This window comes from Alteromonas sp. 4NH20-0104 (assembly GCF_057547795.1).
On sequence record NZ_BAAJLP010000017.1, the window covers coordinates 1 to 18,557 of the forward strand.

The following is an 18,557-nucleotide window of genomic DNA, read 5'->3' on the forward strand; positions in this document are numbered from 1 at the left end:
TGTATGCCCGGTGGTGTGAGAGGACGGCGGGAGTAATCCCGCCTCCTACTCGATCGTTTTGTGTGGCAGGTTTGCGGAAGGGGAGCAATGGCAACTTAATAGAGGTTGCCTTCGCACACGTAAGTGATTTGCAGAAAATCGTCCAGTCCGTAATGCGAGCCTTCACGGCCATAGCCTGAGGCCTTAACGCCCCCAAATGGCGCAACTTCACTGGCCACCGCACCTTCATTTATACCAATCACGCCAGCCTGAAGCTGTGCCTTAACGCGATGGATACGGCGATGGTCCTGGGTATAAAAATACGCCGCCAGACCATATTCGGTATTATTCGCTTCTTCGATGGCTTCCTCTTCGCTGCTAAAGCGGAACAGTGGTAACACCGGGCCGAAGGTTTCTTCACTGAACAGTGCCATTTTGTTATGCGCTTCGGCAATGACCGCAGGCTCAAAGTACAATCCGTCCCGGGGTTCCGCGCTGCCACACAGCAAAATACCGCCCTGTTGCTCGGCATCCCTTACATGACCGCTAATTTTATCGATGGCTTTCTGATTGACCATCGGACCAATCTGCGTGTCGTCGTCAAAGGGGTCGCCAACGTTCATTGCTGAAACTTTGTCGACTAAGCGGCTGGCAAACTCATCGTAAATAGCATTGGCCACATAAATACGGTTAGGGCAGACACAGGTTTGACCGCCGTTACGTAACTTTGCGGCCAGCAGTCCGCTGATGGCTGCGTCAATATCGGCGTCTTCAAACACAATAAAGGGGGCATTACCCCCGAGTTCTAATGAGAGCTTTTTCAGCGAGCTTGCCGAGCGTTCTGCCAGGTAACGACCTACCTGTGTCGAACCGGTAAAGCTTAATTTTTTGACGTGTACGTCTTTAAGCCAGGCATCCACGGCGATAGCGGTTTGTTCCCGTGAGGCGGCGACTACATTAATTACGCCTGGCGGGAAACCGGCCAGTTCGGCCAGTTTAGCCATAGCCAGTGCGGTTAATGGCGTATCTTCGGCAGGCTTAACCACCACGGTACAGCCAGCGGCCAGTGCCGGCGCTATTTTTCGAGCCAGCATGGCAAACGGGAAGTTCCAGGGGGTAATCACGGCGACCACGCCGACCGGGCGTTTTTCGACCGTTTGCAGGCGCCCGGGTACGCTATTTGGCAGGATGTCACCGCGTAGTTGCATGGCCAGCTGAGCAAACCATTTTACGTAAGATGCACCGTAGCCCACCTCGGCTTTGGCCTCAGCTAAGGGTTTACCTTGCTCAGACGTCATAATACAGGCGATATCGTCGGTATGTTGCTGGATAAGCTGATACCATTTCTCGAGCAGGGTGGCCCGTTCTCGATGTGTGGTTAGCTGCCAGCTGGTAAAGGCTTTTTTTGCAGAACGAGCGGCATTTGCCGCATCTATGGCGTCGCTGTTAGCAACGCCGGCGATACTGGTGCCGGTAGCAGGATTCACCACTTCATAGGTTTGCTGCGAAACGGCTTTCTGCCACTTACCATTGATGAAATTTTTAGTATTCAGCAACGCCGGTTCAGTTAGCCGCGAGGCTAGCTCAAATTGATTCGTTTTACTCATTACAGATTCGCCAGGATTGCTTCGCCCATGGCCTGAGTGCTGGCCTCGCCACCTAAATCCGGGGTCAGCGTGGCACCTTTGAGGGCCTTCTCTATGGCGGTAACGATGGCATCGTGTGCTTTGGCACCTGCGCCACTATCCTGGGTCAGAAAGCTCAGCATTAAGGCGCCTGACCAGATCATGCCAATCGGGTTAGCGATGTTCTTACCGTAGATGTCCGGCGCAGAGCCATGGACGGGTTCGAATAAAGAGGGAAATTTACGCTCCGGATTCAGGTTGGCTGAAGGTGCCAGACCGATGGTGCCGGTGCACGCCGGACCCAGGTCAGACAGTATGTCGCCAAACAGATTAGAGGCTACCACCACATCGAAGCGTTCGGGGGTCATGACAAAACGGGCTGAAAGAATATCTATGTGCTGCTTGGTCCAGCTGATTTCCGGATAATCTGCAGAGACTGCATCAGCCCGTGAGTCCCACCATGGCATGCTGATCGCCATGCCATTGCTTTTGGTGGCCACCGTTACGTTTTTCGCCTCACGGCGCATGGCGGTTTCGAAGGCGTATTTCAGTACCCGGTCGGTGCCGTGACGGCTGAAGACTGATTGTTGCAATACCACTTCACGGTCTGTACCTTCGTACATGATGCCACCAATGGAGGAATATTCACCTTCGGTGTTTTCGCGGACCACGACAAAATCGATCTCGTCGGCCTTTGGTGTTGAAAGCGCACATTTAACGCCCTCAAAGGTGCGGACCGGGCGCATGTTGATGTACTGGTCAAACTCACGACGGAAAGTAAGAATAGAGCCCCACAATGAGATGTGATCCGGTACCGTATCCGGCCAGCCAACGGCACCAAAGTAGATGGCGTCCATATCACCCACGATGTCTTTCCAGTTTTCCGGCATCATACGGTTATGTTCGAGGTAGTAGTCGCAACCGCCCCAGTCAAAATGATGGAAGTTGAGGCTTAAACCAAACTTTTCAGCCGCTGCCTGAACAATTTTCAGGCCCTCAGGCATGACTTCTTTACCAATGCCGTCACCGGCAATCACGGCGATGTTATAAGTGGTCATTAGCCTTTCATCTCCTGTTTTACAATGTTGAGTTGCAGTACTTCATCGAGGGTGAGTTGTAAGCGTTCAAACAACGCGTCGAAGTCTGATTCGGTGAAGCACAGTGCCGGCGCAAAGCCGAGGATATTGTCGCCAAACGCACGGAAGATAAGTTTGTGTTTCCAGGCGATATCAGCAATGGTTTCATTCAGTTTCAGTGCCGGGTCAAACTGGCGTTTAGTCGCCTTATCGGCAACCAGTTCGATGGCGCCTAACAAGCCAATGCTGCGCGCGTCGCCAACCAAAGGATGAGCCATGCAGGCCTGCAACTTAGCTTCAAAATAAGGCGCTACTGACTGTGCATGAGCCAGCATGCTTTCTTCGTAAATTTTAATCACTTCCAGAGCTACGGCGGCACTGACCGGGTGCGCGGAATAGGTTTGTCCATGACCCACCACAGCCGCTTTGTTAGGGCCATCTGCAATGCCATTAAATATTTCGTCTGACATCAGCACGGCGCCCATGGGGGCATAACCTGAGGTCAGGCCTTTGGCAATGGTCATTAAGTCAGGTTCAACCCCTTCATGCTCGCAGGCAAACATTTTGCCGGTACGGCCAAAGCCGGTAATTACCTCATCCACCAGAAACAGAATGCCTAACCGTTTACAGGTATCGGCGATGGCTTTCAGCCAGCCTTTAGGGGGGACTATTACACCACCGGAGCCTACCACGGGTTCGCAGAAGAACGCTGCTACATTATCGGCGCCAATCTCAGCAACCTTGTCTTCCAGTTCCTTAACCGATGCGGCAATAAGCTCTTCGCCGGTAGCGAATTCGCTGCGATACAGATACGGGCAACTTATCTTATGCTGTTGTGGAGTAGGGACGTCGAAATTGGCATGAAAAGCCGGTAATCCGGTAATCCCGGCGCCGGTAGACGAAGATCCATGGTAGCCACGCTGTAACGAAATGATATGCTTTTTAGCTGGTTTACCAATGGCGTTAAAATAATGGGTAATGTAACGAATGGCGGCATCTACGGCGTCAGAACCGCCCAGCGAAAAATACACGTGCTGGAGTGACGCCGGTGTCATTGAAACCAGTTTTTCTGCTAATACAATGGCGGGTTCACTGCCAAAGCCAAAATAGCCGGTAGCATAAGGCAGGGTGGTCATCTGCTTGATAGCCGCATCCACTACGCGTTGCTGGCCATAGCCAATATTGACACACCATAGCCCGGCAAAGGCATCCAGATAAGTATTGCCATCGGCGGCGGTTAGCCAGGCTCCATTACCGGATGTCAGTATCTTCACGCCTTTTTCCTGATGATCGCGAAAATTGGATACCGGATGGACGAGATATTTACTGTCCAAATCTGTCAAAGCTGGCGTTTGCATGATTAATTTCCATTTTTATTGTATTGCAGAGTAGAGGGCTGCAAGGCAACGTCGAACACTCTTTTATACTTGATAACAAGGGATACGCCTGACACATCGCAGGTGTATCGGTTATATCAGTCATGTTAACGGGCATTGGTGGTTAAAAACTGTCGATAGCGGTAAAAGAAAAGCGGTGAAATATTGTTTTTCTGCTCTTCTCAGCAAAATCTGCTGTGAGGTTTGAGCGAAGATAAATTGAAGCGACGAACCAACAAAGTTTTATTCGCCGTCTAATCACCAACGGCCGTGTACTGCCGGAAAAATACCGCATGCAACCGGTTCAGGCAGCGCGAAAGGGGCGGTTTTGCAATCACGGTCGTTGTGGGTCAGCATGCAGCATAGTCTGCTGATTGACACCTCAAAACAGAATTCACATTGCAAACGGTGGATTTAATTTGGCATTAAATAAGTGACACGGCATGGTGTAATAGAATTGAAACAAGTACGTCGCTGTAAAACAAAGACAAGTACTGAAACGAACAACAACTTCTGGATAGAACAATGAGTGTATTTAAGCCCAAGTATATTAGCTTCGACTGCTACGGCACCCTGATTTATTTTGAGATGGCGCCGATGGCGCAAAAACTGTTTGCCGACCGCATTACTGAGGCGCAAATGCCACACTTTGTGAAGGACTTCTCCGCATATCGGCTGGATGAAGTGTTAGGTGCCTGGAAGCCTTATCAGGACGTTATTCGCAACGCGGTGACTCGACTGTGTAAAAAATGGGGCATTGAATACCGTGACGAGGACAGCATTGCTATCTACAATGCAGTGCCTACCTGGGGACCGCATCCGGACGTGGTTGAACCGTTGAAGAAAGTCGCAGCGGAAATTCCGTTAGTTATTTTGTCTAACGCGATGAACGAACAGATTCATTCTAATGTAGCCAATCTGGAAGCTCCGTTTGCCCATGTGTATACCGCTGAGCAGGCTCAGGCTTATAAGCCGCGTTTACAGGCATTTGAATATATGCTGGATAACCTTGGCTGTAACCCTGAAGATATCCTGCATGTATCGTCTAGCTTCCGTTACGACCTGATGTCTGCACACGATATTGGTATTAAAAATAAAGTCTGGGTTAACCGTGGTCACGAGCCGGCAAATCCATTTTATGGCTATACCGAAATTCAGGATATCAGCGGTCTGCCCGGCGTAGTTGGCCTGGAGTAAAGCATTCGATGAAAAACGCGTCTTTCTGGCTGGAGACAGCCCCGACTCTAAGCACAACTGAATCGGCATTACCTGAACAGCCCGTCGATGTACTGGTGGTTGGTGGTGGTTTCACCGGACTCTCCTCGGCCCTGGCATTAGCCAAACGAGGCGCCTCTGTCGCGCTTTGTGAAGCCGGAGTGGTAGGCGGTGAGGCTTCAGGTCGCAACGGCGGGCAGTGCAATAACGGCACAGCTCAGGATTATGCCGGTTTGGTTGCCGCTTATGGCGAACAAAAGGCGCAGTCTTTTTATCAATTTTATAATCAGGCGGTAGACTCGGTAGAGCGCATCGTTACCAGCGAGAACATTGACTGTGACTTTCGCCGGGCCGGCAAAATCAAGCTGGCCGCTAAGCCAGAGCACTTCGACAAACTGGTGCGCACCCATGAAGCGCTGACTAAAGCCGTGGATCCCGGGGCTACCCTGCTCGATGCAACGGCCTTGCAGAAGGAAATTGGTTCCGACCAGTTTTATGGTGGGTTACTTACGCCAAAAGGCGCGCAATTGCATGTTGGCAAAATGGTTTATGGCCTGGCATCCCGTTGTCTGGAAAACGGCGTGGCGATTTTTCAGCATCAACCGGTTATTAACATTGATAAAACCGCTGAGCAGAATTGGGTGGTCACTACGCCGCAGCAAAAGATTAACGCCAAAGCGATCCTTATTGCTACCGGCGGCAGCGGCCCGGGACCCTTTAGCTGGTTTCGCCGCCGCATTGTGCCGGTAGGCAGTTTTGCGGTAACCACCGAACCCTTGAGTGAAGCGCTGTGTGCCTCGTTATTTCCGGGCAATCGTTCCTACGTTACCAGTAAGAACATTGGAAACTACTTCCGTTTAACCGCCGATCGCAGGCTGCTATTTGGCGGTCGGGCCCGGTTTGCCGTGTCGAATCCCCGCTCAGATCTGAAAAGCGGCGAGATACTGCGTGAAGCACTTGATGAGATGTTCCCACAGCTTGCCAGCACAAAGATCGACTATTGCTGGGGCGGCACCGTGGATATGAGTGCCGATCGTTTGCCCAAAGTGGGTGAGCATCAGGGCATGTTTTATGCCATGGGCTACAGCGGGCACGGCGTGCAAATGGCTATTCACATGGGTGAAGTGATGGCCGATATGATTGACGGTAAGCCGGTTGACTGCCCGTGGCTTACCACCCAATGGCCGGCCGTGCCATTTCATTTTGGTAAACCCTGGTTTTTACCTTTCGTTGGCCTGTATTACAAAGTGCAGGACATGCTGCACTAACACGTAAGGTACACGCCTGAACCGTAATCTATAGGGGACGACCATGAAAAATAAGCATTCAGATGCCGCTGCCATACAACAACTGGCGGCGCATCATTCAGGCAGCCGTCGCTCGTTGCTCAAAGCACTCGGTGCTGCAGGGTTAGTCACCGCAGCCAGCGGCCTGGCATTACCCGCCCACGTGCTGGCGCAATTGAATGAACAGCAAACGCCAGCCAAACCCAGCTATGGCGGCCGGATCCGGGTGGCAACCAATTCTATGTCCACCAAGGATACCCTTGACCCGGCCAGGGCTTCGCTGAGCACGGATTATGTTCGTATTTACATGATTTACAGTGGCCTTACCCAGTTTAACCGTGAACTTGGTGCTGACCTGGCTTTAGCTGAAACCTTTGAGTCGGAAGATCAGCAGGACTGGTACGTGACGCTGCGAAGTGGCGTGACCTTCCATAATGGCAAAAGTTTAACCCCGCAGGACGTGGTGTATTCCCTGCTGCGCCATAAAGACCCGGCGGTGACCTCCCGGGCAGCCCCGATAGCGGCGCAGTTTAAAGAAGTCGTCGTCACCGGGCCAATGAGTTTACGTATTACCCTGCATGCGCCTAATGCAGATTTACCGGTAATGCTGGCGTCGTCTAATTTCTGCATAGTGGCTGACGGTACAACGGACTTCTCGCAAACCGCAAACGGTACGGGTCCATACCGGTTAAAAGAGTTTTCTGCAGGGGTGCGCACCATCGGTGAGAAAAACCCCAACTTCTGGAAACCGGGTAAACCCTACCTGGATGAGATTGAATTGGTGGGGATTGCCGATGAATCCTCACGGGTTAACGCATTACTGTCGGGTGATATTCAAATGGCGCTGGCCCTCAATCCCCGTTCAACTAAGCGGGTACGCCGGTCGGGTACGGCTGACATCATGCAAACGGAGTCCAGTTTATATACCAACCTGATCATGCGTCAGGATGCATACCCCACTAATAATCCGGACTTTGTGCTAGCGGTCAAATATATGATGAACCGGGAGCTTATCCAGCGTGCTTTGTTTCGCGGATACGCCACCATCGCGAATGATCATCCGGTTGCACCAAGCCACAAATACTACAACCACGAATTGCCGCAGCGCCCCTATGATATTGACCGCGCGAAGTTTCATTTGAAGAAGGCCGGATTAACCGGTGCAAGAGTACCGGTATTTGCCTCGCCGGCAGCCGAAGGTTCCGTGGATATGGCTGCGCTGTTGCAGTTATCGGGGATTGAAGCCGGTATGCATTTCGGTATTAACCGTGTGCCAGCGGATGGTTATTGGTCGAATCACTGGATGAAGCATCCGCTGGGGTTTGGCAACGTTAACCCCAGGGTGAGTCTCGATGAACTGTTTAGTTTGTTTTATAAATCCGATGCGCCCTGGAATGAATCGGGCTGGAACAATCCGCAGTTTGATCAGCTTTTAGCGGCAGCGCGGGGCGAAGGGGATGAGGCAAAGCGCAAACAAATGTACTGGGACATGCAGGCGCTCATTAGCGGGCGCTGTGGAACGAGTATCCCGGTGTTTATGAATCTCATCGATGGTTATGATAAACGCATCAAAGGTAATTTCCCTATCCCGACAGGCGGACTAATGGGTTATAGCTTTGCTGAATATGTCTGGCTGGACGCCTGATTTTCTTAAGGAGTAACCAATGAAGGTCATTTTCCAGCTGATTGTTAAACGGATTGGCTTATCTATTATTACGCTGTTGATTGTTTCGGCAGTGGTCTTTTTTATTGCCAACCTGCTCCCGGGTGACGCGGCACAGGAAATGCTCGGTCAAAGTGCTACGCCCGAGGCCGTGGCGGAGCTGCGCGAGGCCTACGGTTTAAACGATCCACCTTTGTTGCGATATGCCAAATGGCTGGGCGGACTGGTAAGTGGTGACGCCGGTACATCGCTGGCCAATGCGCGACCGGTGAGTGAGCTGATCAGTGCCAGGCTGTCACAATCGTTGATGCTGGCGGGGTTTACAGCGGTGCTGGCTGTTCCGTTCGCGATGGTGCTTGGCATCGTTGCCGCTATGTACAGTGGCAGCCGTATCGATAAAGCCATGAATATCTTTACCCTGTCGATGGTGGCCGTCCCTGAGTTTCTGCTGGCGACCATTTTTGTACTGGTGTTCGCTGTTGAACTCAACTGGCTGCCGTCATTGTCCTATATTCCTGCCGATGCCGGCGTGTATGACTATTTCCGCGCTTTTGCCCTGCCGGTGGCGACGCTGTGTATAGTGCTCAGTGCACAGATGGCCCGCATGACCAGAGCTGCGGTGCTTGAACAGCTTTCTCAGCCCTATGTGGAAATGGCGTTACTTAAGGGCTCGCCGCTTTCCCGAGCGGTGCTACGCCACGCCTTACCCAATGCGGTAGGCCCTATTGTTAATGCGGTAGCGCTGAGCTTGTCGTATTTGTTAGGCGGCGTTGTGATTGTGGAAGTGATTTTCAACTACCCGGGAGTCGCCAGTCTGATGGTGGATGCAGTAACCAATCGTGACATGCCGCTGCTGCAAGCCTGCGCCATGCTGTTCTGCACCGGCTATTTGATTCTGGTATTGATTGCCGATATTTCTGCCATTGTGGCTAACCCCAAACTACGTACCGGAGGCTAGATTGATGAAGGTAATTAAATCCATGCCCCTATCCGGCAAACTGGGCGCGCTGTTAGTCGTCTTTTGGGTGTTTATTGCTATTTTCGGGCCGTGGCTGGCGCCCCATTCGGCCAGTGAAATTGTGGCCTATGATGTGTTTGAACCCATCGGCGGCGACTATGTACTAGGTACCGATTACATTGGCCGGGATGTGTTCAGCCGACTTCTCGACGGGACGCGTTTTACTATTTTTATTCCGCTGCTGGCTGCTGCGCTGGCCTGTTCCGCGGGGACTCTGATCGCTTTGTTTTCAGCCGTAAGCGGGCCACGAACCGACGAAGTCATCGCCCGTTTTATGGATGCGCTGATTTCCATTCCCAGCAAAATCTTTTCACTGGTCATGATTGCGGCGTTTGGCTCTTCGGTGCCGCTGCTTTTAACTATCACCGCGGTCAGCTATATGCCGGGTTCGTTTCGTATAGCCCGGGCGCTGGCAGTCAACGTGGCTAATATGGATTTTGTCACAGTGGCCAGAACCCGAGGCGAAAGCCGCCTGTATCTGGCGGTAAAAGAAATTCTGCCTAATATTTTACACCCCATGCTGGCAGATTTTGGTTTGCGGTTTGTGTTTGTGGTGTTGCTACTCAGTAGTCTGAGCTTTTTAGGACTCGGTGTGCAACCGCCCGAAGCCGATCTGGGCTCACTGGTGCGTGAAAACATTTCGGGTCTGGCGGAAGGCGCGCCGGCGGTCATTATTCCGGCGATTGCCATTGCGACGATTACCATTGCGGTAAACCTGTTAATAGACAGTCTGCGCGGCGGCGCAACCTATGCAGCCCGAGGTAAGTAATATGACTGCACATGTGAATGTTGATAAGTTACGCGTTGAAGCAGGTCCGGTTGGACAGGCGACAACCATTGTCCATGATGTCAGCTTTAGCCTGCAACGTGGCGAGGTGCTCGCGCTAATTGGTGAGTCCGGCTCGGGGAAAACCACTATAGCGCTATCACTCCTGGGGTATGCCCGGCCTGGATGTCGCATTACCGGTGGTGCAGTGAATATTGGCGACGATAACATGGCCGCTATGAGTGCTGCTCAACTAGCGGGTGTACGCGGGCGTAAGGTTGCTTATGTGGCGCAAAGTGCGGCGGCGGCATTTAACCCCTCTCGCCGGATCATGGAGCAGGTGGTGGAAAGTGCTCTTATGCATGGCGTGATGTCGCGCAGTCAGGCCGAGGCCAAAGCCATTGATCTGTTTAAGCAACTGTCATTGCCGTCGCCTCAGACCATTGGCCGCCGCTATCCCCATGAGGTATCGGGTGGCCAGCTGCAACGCTTAATGGCAGCCATGGCACTGATTTGCGAACCTGAGTTGATCATTTTTGATGAGCCGACTACGGCGCTGGATGTCACCACGCAGGTTGATGTACTTAAAGCCTTTAAAGCGGTGGTAAAAGCCTACAATACCACCGCGGTTTATGTCTCCCATGATTTAGCGGTGGTGGCTCAGATAGCCGATCAGATCCTGGTGTTGCAAAGCGGTAAAATGATGGAGAAGAACACCACTGACATTATTCTCAACGATGCCGAACACGCCTATACCCGGCAACTTCTCAGTGCGGTGCAGGATAGCGATACCTTTCAGGATAATGTACCGGGAGAAGTGGTGATTGATGTGGCCAATATTGAGGCTGGCTACGGTAAAATAACTAAAGAGGGTAAACCCGCGATCCCCATACTGTCAGATATTTCCATGCGGGTTCGCCGCGGCCAGACCGTGGGGATTATTGGTGAATCCGGCTCAGGTAAATCCACCTTCGCGCGGGTTATCGCCGGTTTGTTACCTGCCGCTACCGGCACCATGTTACTCAACAACAAAGAGTTACCCCCTGCAATAGTGAATCGCAGTAAGGCCGAATGCCAGCATATCCAGATGGTGTTTCAAAATGCGGATACGGCGTTAAATCCTGCGCATAAAGTAGGTGATATTCTGGGACGGCCGCTGACCTTTTTCCATGGCCTGACCGGCACCGCGCGCAAACAGCGGGTAGCAGAATTACTTGAGCTGGTTAAGCTGCCAGCCGACCTGGCTGACCGTAAGTGCGGCGCTTTATCCGGCGGTCAGAAGCAACGAATTAACCTGGCTCGGGCTTTAGCTGCTGAGCCCAGTGTTATTCTGTGTGATGAGGTAACGTCAGCGCTTGATACGGTGGTGGCCGCGGCCATTCTGGAATTGCTCGGCGAGTTGCAGTCCAAACTCAATATTGCCATTGTCTTCATCAGCCACGACATTTCTACAGTAAAAAGCCTGTGTGACGAAATTATGGTGTTGTACAAAGGCAAAACAGTGCAGTACACCTCAGGTAAACAGTTTGCCAGCGGGCCTTATGAGCCGTATACCGAATTACTGTTAAGCAGTGTGCCAACACTGGATCCCACCTGGCTGGATTCACGCCAGTCGCGGGCATAAGGAATAATCCGGACTGCTCAATATTCCGGCTGGTGCGCCATTAGCGCCAGCCGTTTTTGCTCCTGCCCCGGCATTGCCGGCTTGCCCTCACACCGCCAAACCGATAGTAGATCACCGTAAATACCATGCTTGCTATAAGCCAGACCAGTTCTGCCTGACTATAGGGATAGCTTCGTATTGCATAAGTAATTTGCAATAAAAGGAATAATGAAAAGAAAAATCGGTGTTTATTCAGTTTCATCCGCTGTAACAAAGTTTGCCTCCTTGCATTGAATAACGAGACGGACAACTTAAAACCCAATTTAGGCTATCGTTCTGAAGACAGCTACTCTTCAATTAGCCAGTTCTTAAGATTGTCCTACGGCACATTGTAAGCACTAATACTTACATTGTTTACTAATTAGGCTAAGCTGAAGGGCAACGACAGTATAACAACAAACAAAAAGGTACAGCTTATGACCTTAAAAGGAATTTTGTTCTCATTTCTGCTGGCCATCCTGCCGGCCGTTTCAACTGCCACTCAACTACTCAGGGAGCCTGCACTACACGGTGACACCCTGGTCTTTGCGTATGCCAATGACATCTGGAAAACCAGCGTCAACGGCGGCAAAGCCGAGCGCCTGACCAGTTTTCAGGGCAGTGAATCGCAGCCAGTCATTTCGCCCGATGGTAATTACATAGCGTTTACCGGCGAATACGAAGGTAATCGCGATGTGTTTGTAGTTAGCGTTAATGGCGGCGAACCCCAACGTCTTACCTATCATCCGGGCGCCGATGCGGCGATTGGCTGGTCGCCAGATAGCCAGCAGGTGCTATTTAGTTCGGCGCGGTTTTCGGCACCGCGTAACTGGCAACAGTTATTCACGGTATCGGTGAATGGGGGCAACCCAAGCCAATTACCGATGCAGCGAGCCTTTGATGGCGCCTTTGATAATAGCGGTGAAAACCTGGTGTTTCGCCGCGCGGGCTTTTGGGACAGAGGCTGGCGTAATTACCGTGGCGGCCAGAATCAGGCGCTCAGGGTGATTAATATCGAGAGTCTGAAAGAGTACGACCTGCCGTTTGATAACGATTTCGATGTGGATCCTGAATGGTCGTCAAACGGCGATATCTACTTTTTATCCAATCGCTCTAAGGTGACGAATGTTTATAAATATTCGCCGCAGTCAAAGGCGGTGAGTCAGGTTACCCGACAGGATAAATATGATGTGATGGGCTTTGCGGTAGATGGTGATAGGGTGGTGTATGAGCATCTGGGCGACCTGTACCTTAAAAACGGCAATGCCGCTGCCAGCCGGATAAATGTAGAGGTGGCCGCAGACTTTTATTGGGCCCGCACCGGATACGTTGACGCGCATAAACGGGTAACGGGTTTTGATGTATCACCTACTGGTCAGCGCGCGCTGTTTACCGCACGGGGCGATGTGTATTCGGTGCCGGTTGAACACGGTTCGCCACGGGCACTGACCGATACTTCTGGTGTTCGTGAACATGCCGCGGCGTGGTCGCCAGACGGTCAGTCTATCGCGTGGTTCAGCGACCGCTCTGGCGAATATGAGCTGATCATTGCGGATCAGTATGGTACAGAGCAAACGGTGATCACGCTGGCGGGAAGGGGCTTTTATGATGAACTGCGCTGGTCGCCCGACAGCAAACGGCTGTTTTTTACCGACTCTGCACAGCAGTTGTGGGTGGCCAACCGCAATAATCAAACGACCAAAATCATCGATACCAACAAACGGGTTCATCCTGAATGGCAAATGATGGCCAGCTGGTCGCCCGACAGTCAGTACATCGCTTACACAAAACAGGGCGTAAATTTTTTCCGCGAGCTGCACCTGTATTCGGTGACGCAGCGTAAAACCTATCAGCTGACCGACGGCATGGTCGAAGTAACCTGGCCTACCTTTAGTGATGACAGCGAAGTGTTGTATTTCCTTGGCAGTGTGGATTACGGCCCTAAAGCGCCCTGGCTGGATATGTCGTCTATCAGTTTTACGCCCAGCTACCAGTTGTATTATGCGCTACTCAACGCAGAAGACATGCCGCTGTTTCCGGAGCGTTCAGATGAAGAGCCTGCGCCTGAAAGTGAAGAGGATGAAACCGGTGCTGACGAGCCGACAGTCGAATCAAAAACCAAAGTGCAGGTAGCCGCTTTCGCTGAACGCATCATGCCGGTTAGCGCTAAGTCAGGACAATTTAGCCATTTAACCGGTGGCAAAGAGGGTAACCTGTATTTTCTCAGTCAGTATGCAGACGATACCGGTGACAAACAAACCAGCCTGATGAGCTTTAATGCTACTGAGCGTGAAATGAAAAAGCTGGCCGATAAAGTCAGTGATTTTAAGCTGACCGCCGATGGTAAATCCCTGTTAGTAAAAAGTGGCGCCTCATATCGGTTGATCAGTGCCGACCAGGGCTCAGGGCAAGATGATAAAGCCATCAAACTGGCGTTATCCAAACGGGTTGATTACGCCGAAGAGTGGCAACAGATTTTTCGCGAAGCCTGGCGTTACCAGCGTGATTACCTGTACGTAGATAACTTCCACGGTGCTGACTGGGAACAAGTTTATAAAGTGTATCAGCCGCTGGTTGCCTCTGTTAGTCATCCGCAGGATCTCACCTATTTACTCGACTCGCTGGGCGGCGAAGTGTCTATCGGCCATTCTTATACTGGTAGCGGTGAAAAACCTGAGACTGGCAAGTCTCATGTTGGCCTGCTGGGAATTGATTTTGAACTCGATAGCCAGGGGATAAAACTTACCAAAGTGTACACCGGTGAAAGCTTTGTGGCCGGTGCAAACTTAATGGCGCCCCTGGGCGCTTACGCGCATCTTATCGATAAGGGCAGTTACCTGCTGGCCGTTAACGGTATGCCGCTGACCAGTGATAAGAATGTGTATGCGCAGTTCGAAGGCACCCTTGGTCAGGTGGTTAGCGTAACCATCGGTGAACCGGGGAATACAGACAGTGAACGGGACTTTATGGTTAAAACCATTGGTAATGAAAACGCACTGCGTAAGCAACACTGGGTGGAACAAAATCGACGCTATGTGGAAGAAAAGTCCGGCGGTAAGCTTGCTTATGTCTGGGTGCCCGACACTGCAGAAGGGGGGTATCACAGTTTTAACCGGTATTACTATCCGCAGGCCAACAAGCCGGGGGTGATTATTGACGAGCGATTCAATCATGGCGGCTTTATTGCCGATTATATTATTAACGTACTGCGCCGTGAGTTAAATGGTTTCTTTAATAATCCCTACGCGCCAGCAGAGCCATTAACCAGTCCGGCGGCAGGCACCTGGGGAAGCAAGGTCATGTTGATTAACGAAGTGTCGGGCTCCGGCGGTGACATGTTGCCTTACATGTTTAACTACTATGGCCTGGGTAAGCTGGTGGGCAAACGCACCTGGGGTGGTCTGGTGGGCATCTGGGGCGTACCGGCCTTTATTGATGGCGGCAATATGACTGCACCACGTTCTGGTTTTTACGATGTTAACGGTGAATGGCAGGTTGAGAATTACGGAGTGGCCCCGGACATTAATGTAGAGCAATGGACCAGCAAAACCGCAAAGGGCGAAGATCCGCAACTGGATAAAGCCATTGAAGTTGGGCTGGCCGGCTTGAAAGGCTATCAGTCACCCATCAAACCAATGCCTAAAGCCCCGATACGTGTGCCGGTTCCGCAATAAACCTTTCACAACGAGTTTTACGTAAAGCCCGCAGTTAGCGGGCTTTTTGTTAGTGAGGCAGAGGGTTAACCTCTACGGTAAGGTGGTCGCAAGCCAGTTGCTGACTCACTTGTTGTTTGATGTCGTCGGGAGTGAGACTGGCCGAGGTGGCCACACTGATGATGGCCGCGTGATGTTTGCCGGAGAGCTGCCAGTAATGAAAATCAGTGACTACCGACAGGCCGTCACTCTCTATTAGTTGTTTTATCTTTGCCGCCTGTTTGGGCTGCACGGCTTTATCTAATAACATACCGCTGCTGTGGGTTATTAACCCCCAGGCCCATTTGCCGATGACCGCAGCGCCGACTATCCCCATGACCGCATCGGCCCACAGCCAGCCATAAAATTTACCCAACACTAACGCCACGATAGCCAGCAAAGAGGTGAGGGTATCGGCCAGCACATGAAAATACGCCGCTTTGAGGTTATGATCAGAGTGATGGTGGCTATGCTCCTGATGCTCATGCTCATGCTCATGCTCATACTCATGGTTGTGATGCCCATGATGACTGTGGCCATGTGAATGATCGTGGCCGTGATGATGGTGATGATCGTCATGCAGTAAAAATACCGAGGCAACGTTCACCACAAAGCCAACGATGGCCACCACAATAGCTTCGTTAAAACTGATAGCCTGGGGCATGAACAGTCGCTCTGTTGACTCTATCAGCATGAATAACGAAACGGTTGCCAGGGCCACCGCGCTGGCGAAGCCACCCAGTGCATTGACCTTGCCGGTACCGAAAGAATAGGCACTGCTGTGACGATGTTTACGGGAATACCAGTAGACGAACATCGATACCGCAAACGCTGCTGAATGGGTAAACATATGCCAGCCATCGGCTAGCAGGGCCATCGAGCCAAACCAGCTACCGGCTACAATTTCCACCACCATGGTGACGGTAGTCAGTAAAAACACCAGGTTTACCTTGCGCTCGGATTCGCTGCTATCCACATAAAAGTTGTGCGAATGAGACCATTTTTCAGCGATATTTTTAGTCATAACAGGCTATCTTTTGAGTTTATTGATATACTATACCCCAGTATACCATTAAGTATCTTAATTGGCAGAGCAGACTATGGCGCATATTCATAAAAATCAGCAGGCACTACTTACCCGGGTAAAGAAAATTCGCGGCCAGTTAAATGCCGTAGAGAAGTCAATGAACGAGGGCAACGAGTGTCTGGCCATCCTGCAGCAGGTTACCGCGATCAAGGGTGCCGTAAACGGGCTGATGACCACGATTCTGGAAGATCATATAAGAGAACATGTGGGCAAGCCGGGGCTCAGCGACACAGAGCGTACTGAAGAGGTCGAGGCGCTCAATAAAATTCTTAAGTCCTACCTGAAGTAGCATTGCGTGTTTATTGGGATTAACGATAGTTCTGCCAGCTAGCCAGGACTGCATACGCTAAGTAGGGAAGAAGTGATTGCGTAATCAAAGCCGTTCGATTAGTCGTTGCGCTTGCCCGTAGGCTTGGCTAGTATTTGTACAGCGCTGCAGTTTAAGTGCAATAACGAACAGCGTTCCTCTTTTGGCATATTCCGTTAGTGGTTTTACTGCCTGTAATACCAGAAACCCTGTTTGTTCCTTCACAATAAATCAGGGATTCGACCATGCGTTTTATTATTCACCGCGCGTTACTTTGTTTGTGTCTGGTAAGTTATTTTGGCTTTGCTCAGGACGCCCCGGAAGAAAAACCACCTGTACCCGAAGCGAAAACTTCCGTCACCAATCACAGCATCAAAATTAACGGTAAAAAACTCAGTTATACCGCTACCGCGGGTACCATGCTGATGAAGAGCGACAAGCAGGAGCCGATAGCCCTGTTTGGTTATACGGCTTATGTAAAAGAAGATACTAACCTGCGCAAACGGCCAATCCTGTTCGCGTATAACGGTGGGCCTGGCTCAGCGTCGTTGTGGTTACATATGGGGATCCTTGGCCCTAAACGGGCAGTCGTTAAAGACGTTGAGTTTGCCAATAATGGGCCGTATGGCTATGTAGTTAATGAATTCACCATTCTGGATAAAGCCGATATTGTGATGATTGATCCGGTTGGCACTGGTTTTTCGCGCCCGGTAGGGGAGGGAAAAGGTAAGGACTTCTGGGGCACCGACCAGGATATTCGTTCGGTGTCTGCGTTTATCAAGCAGTATATTACAGTGAATAACCGCTGGCAGTCACCCAAATTCATTCTGGGAGAAAGCTATGGTGGGATGCGCACAGCAGGGGTAGCCCAGGCGCTTACCAACGAAATGATTAGTCTGAATGGCATTATGTTGGTGTCGCCGTTTTTGCAGTTTGTGAATGGCTTTGATTTTGGCCAGACCGACCTGCCCCATGTACTGTTTTTACCCACATTTGCTGCCACTGGCTGGTATCACGATGCCATTGCCAACAAACCCTCCACACTGGCCGAGCACCTGAAGGCGGCAGAAGCCTTCGCTGTGGACGAATATGCTCCCGCTTTACTGAAAGGGGTACGATTATCGGCAGATAAGAAAAAGGTGTTGGCCGATAAACTTGCCGCCTTAACCGGCCTTGAGGCGCAATACTGGCTGGATGCAGACCTCAGAGTAAATCATCAGGTGTTCACAAAAGAAGTGCTCAGTGAGACCGCACAAACGGTGGGGCGAATCGATTCTCGCTTTAAGGGAAACACCTTGTCGGTGCATTCAGAGTCGATGAGTTATGATCCGATGACCACCGCCATAGGTCCGCCGTTACTGGCTGCTTTTATGGATTATTACCGTACCGAGCTCAAATCTGAGCAGGAGGTGGATTATAAGGTCTTTGGTGATGTATTCGGCAGTTGGGACTGGGGGCATGTGCAGCCAAATGTTGGGTTTAAAATGCCCTTTCCCGACACCCTGATAGATTTATCTTATGCGATGATTCAGAACCCTAAAATGAAAGTGCTGTTTCAGCAGGGCTACTATGATTTGGCTACCCCGCATTTCACTACCCAGTACATGATTGACCATCTCAAAATTCCGCCAGCATTACGCAGTAATATTTCCACGGCCTATTATGAGGCAGGGCATATGATGTATGTGCATGAGCCTTCAATGGCGCAGTTTAAAGCGGATCTGGCTACCTTTATTGATGCCAGCTTACCCTGAGAAAGGTCTGATAAAATATGCGGCCGGGGCAGTTAAGCATCCGGCCGCATACGGAGGAACGAGGGTCAGAC

Annotated in this window: 13 protein-coding genes; 9 read left to right on the forward strand and 4 right to left on the reverse strand. The window is 51.2% G+C overall.

What is annotated here, in order from left to right; translation table 11 throughout:
* Positions 1-95: 95 nt before the first annotated feature.
* The 3 genes from AC27IB_RS13035 to AC27IB_RS13045 are packed head-to-tail and all read right to left on the reverse strand — an operon-like array spanning position 96 to position 4,038.
* On the reverse strand, positions 96-1,586 hold the full coding sequence (locus AC27IB_RS13035; protein WP_296047116.1) for an NAD-dependent succinate-semialdehyde dehydrogenase: 1,491 nt from the start codon (positions 1,584-1,586) through the stop codon (positions 96-98).
* Positions 1,586-2,662, reverse strand: coding sequence for a tartrate dehydrogenase (locus AC27IB_RS13040; protein ID WP_487121373.1), 1,077 nt, complete (start codon positions 2,660-2,662; stop codon positions 1,586-1,588). Before AC27IB_RS13040 ends, AC27IB_RS13035 begins: the two co-directional genes overlap by 1 nt.
* Positions 2,662-4,038, reverse strand: coding sequence for an aminotransferase class III-fold pyridoxal phosphate-dependent enzyme (locus tag AC27IB_RS13045; RefSeq protein WP_487121375.1), 1,377 nt, complete (start codon positions 4,036-4,038; stop codon positions 2,662-2,664). The genes AC27IB_RS13040 and AC27IB_RS13045 overlap by 1 nt, the downstream gene beginning before the upstream one ends.
* Before the next feature lie 543 nt (positions 4,039-4,581).
* On the opposite strand from AC27IB_RS13045, the gene AC27IB_RS13050 reads away from it, so the two are divergent.
* The 7 genes from AC27IB_RS13050 (at position 4,582) to AC27IB_RS13080 (ending at position 15,320) form a co-directional block, all read left to right on the forward strand.
* Positions 4,582-5,253, forward strand: coding sequence for a haloacid dehalogenase type II (locus tag AC27IB_RS13050; protein WP_296052769.1), 672 nt, complete (start codon positions 4,582-4,584; stop codon positions 5,251-5,253).
* Positions 5,254-5,261: 8 nt separating this feature from the next.
* A complete protein-coding gene (locus tag AC27IB_RS13055; RefSeq protein ID WP_487121377.1) occupies positions 5,262-6,539 on the forward strand; it encodes an NAD(P)/FAD-dependent oxidoreductase in 1,278 nt (425 codons plus the stop codon).
* 43 nt (positions 6,540-6,582) lie between these two features.
* Positions 6,583-8,202 (forward strand): ABC transporter substrate-binding protein, encoded by a 1,620-nt coding sequence (locus AC27IB_RS13060; protein ID WP_487121379.1) that lies wholly within the window; start codon positions 6,583-6,585, stop codon positions 8,200-8,202.
* A 19-nt stretch (positions 8,203-8,221) separates the two neighbouring features.
* Positions 8,222-9,178, forward strand: coding sequence for an ABC transporter permease (locus AC27IB_RS13065; RefSeq protein WP_487121381.1), 957 nt, complete (start codon positions 8,222-8,224; stop codon positions 9,176-9,178).
* Positions 9,179-9,182: 4 nt separating this feature from the next.
* Positions 9,183-10,007 (forward strand): ABC transporter permease, encoded by an 825-nt coding sequence (locus tag AC27IB_RS13070; protein ID WP_296052763.1) that lies wholly within the window; start codon positions 9,183-9,185, stop codon positions 10,005-10,007.
* A 1-nt stretch (position 10,008) separates the two neighbouring features.
* Positions 10,009-11,628, forward strand: a complete 1,620-nt coding sequence (locus AC27IB_RS13075) for an ABC transporter ATP-binding protein (protein WP_487121383.1) — start codon at positions 10,009-10,011, stop codon at positions 11,626-11,628.
* A gap of 455 nt (positions 11,629-12,083) precedes the next feature.
* A complete protein-coding gene (locus tag AC27IB_RS13080) occupies positions 12,084-15,320 on the forward strand; it encodes a S41 family peptidase (protein ID WP_487121385.1) in 3,237 nt (1,078 codons plus the stop codon).
* A 49-nt stretch (positions 15,321-15,369) separates the two neighbouring features.
* On the opposite strand, the gene dmeF is transcribed toward AC27IB_RS13080, so the two are convergent.
* Positions 15,370-16,362: a CDF family Co(II)/Ni(II) efflux transporter DmeF gene (gene dmeF, locus AC27IB_RS13085; protein WP_487121387.1), complete on the reverse strand. Its 993-nt coding sequence runs from the start codon at positions 16,360-16,362 to the stop codon at positions 15,370-15,372.
* 76 nt (positions 16,363-16,438) lie between these two features.
* Here dmeF and AC27IB_RS13090 point away from each other — a divergent pair, with 76 nt between their 5' ends.
* Both AC27IB_RS13090 and AC27IB_RS13095 read left to right on the forward strand, forming a co-directional pair.
* The gene (locus AC27IB_RS13090; RefSeq protein ID WP_296051780.1) at positions 16,439-16,714 is read left to right on the forward strand and encodes a metal/formaldehyde-sensitive transcriptional repressor; all 276 of its coding nucleotides are present in this window, start codon (positions 16,439-16,441) and stop codon (positions 16,712-16,714) included.
* A gap of 263 nt (positions 16,715-16,977) precedes the next feature.
* A complete protein-coding gene (locus AC27IB_RS13095; protein WP_487121389.1) occupies positions 16,978-18,486 on the forward strand; it encodes a S10 family peptidase in 1,509 nt (502 codons plus the stop codon).
* Positions 18,487-18,557 lie beyond the last annotated feature (71 nt).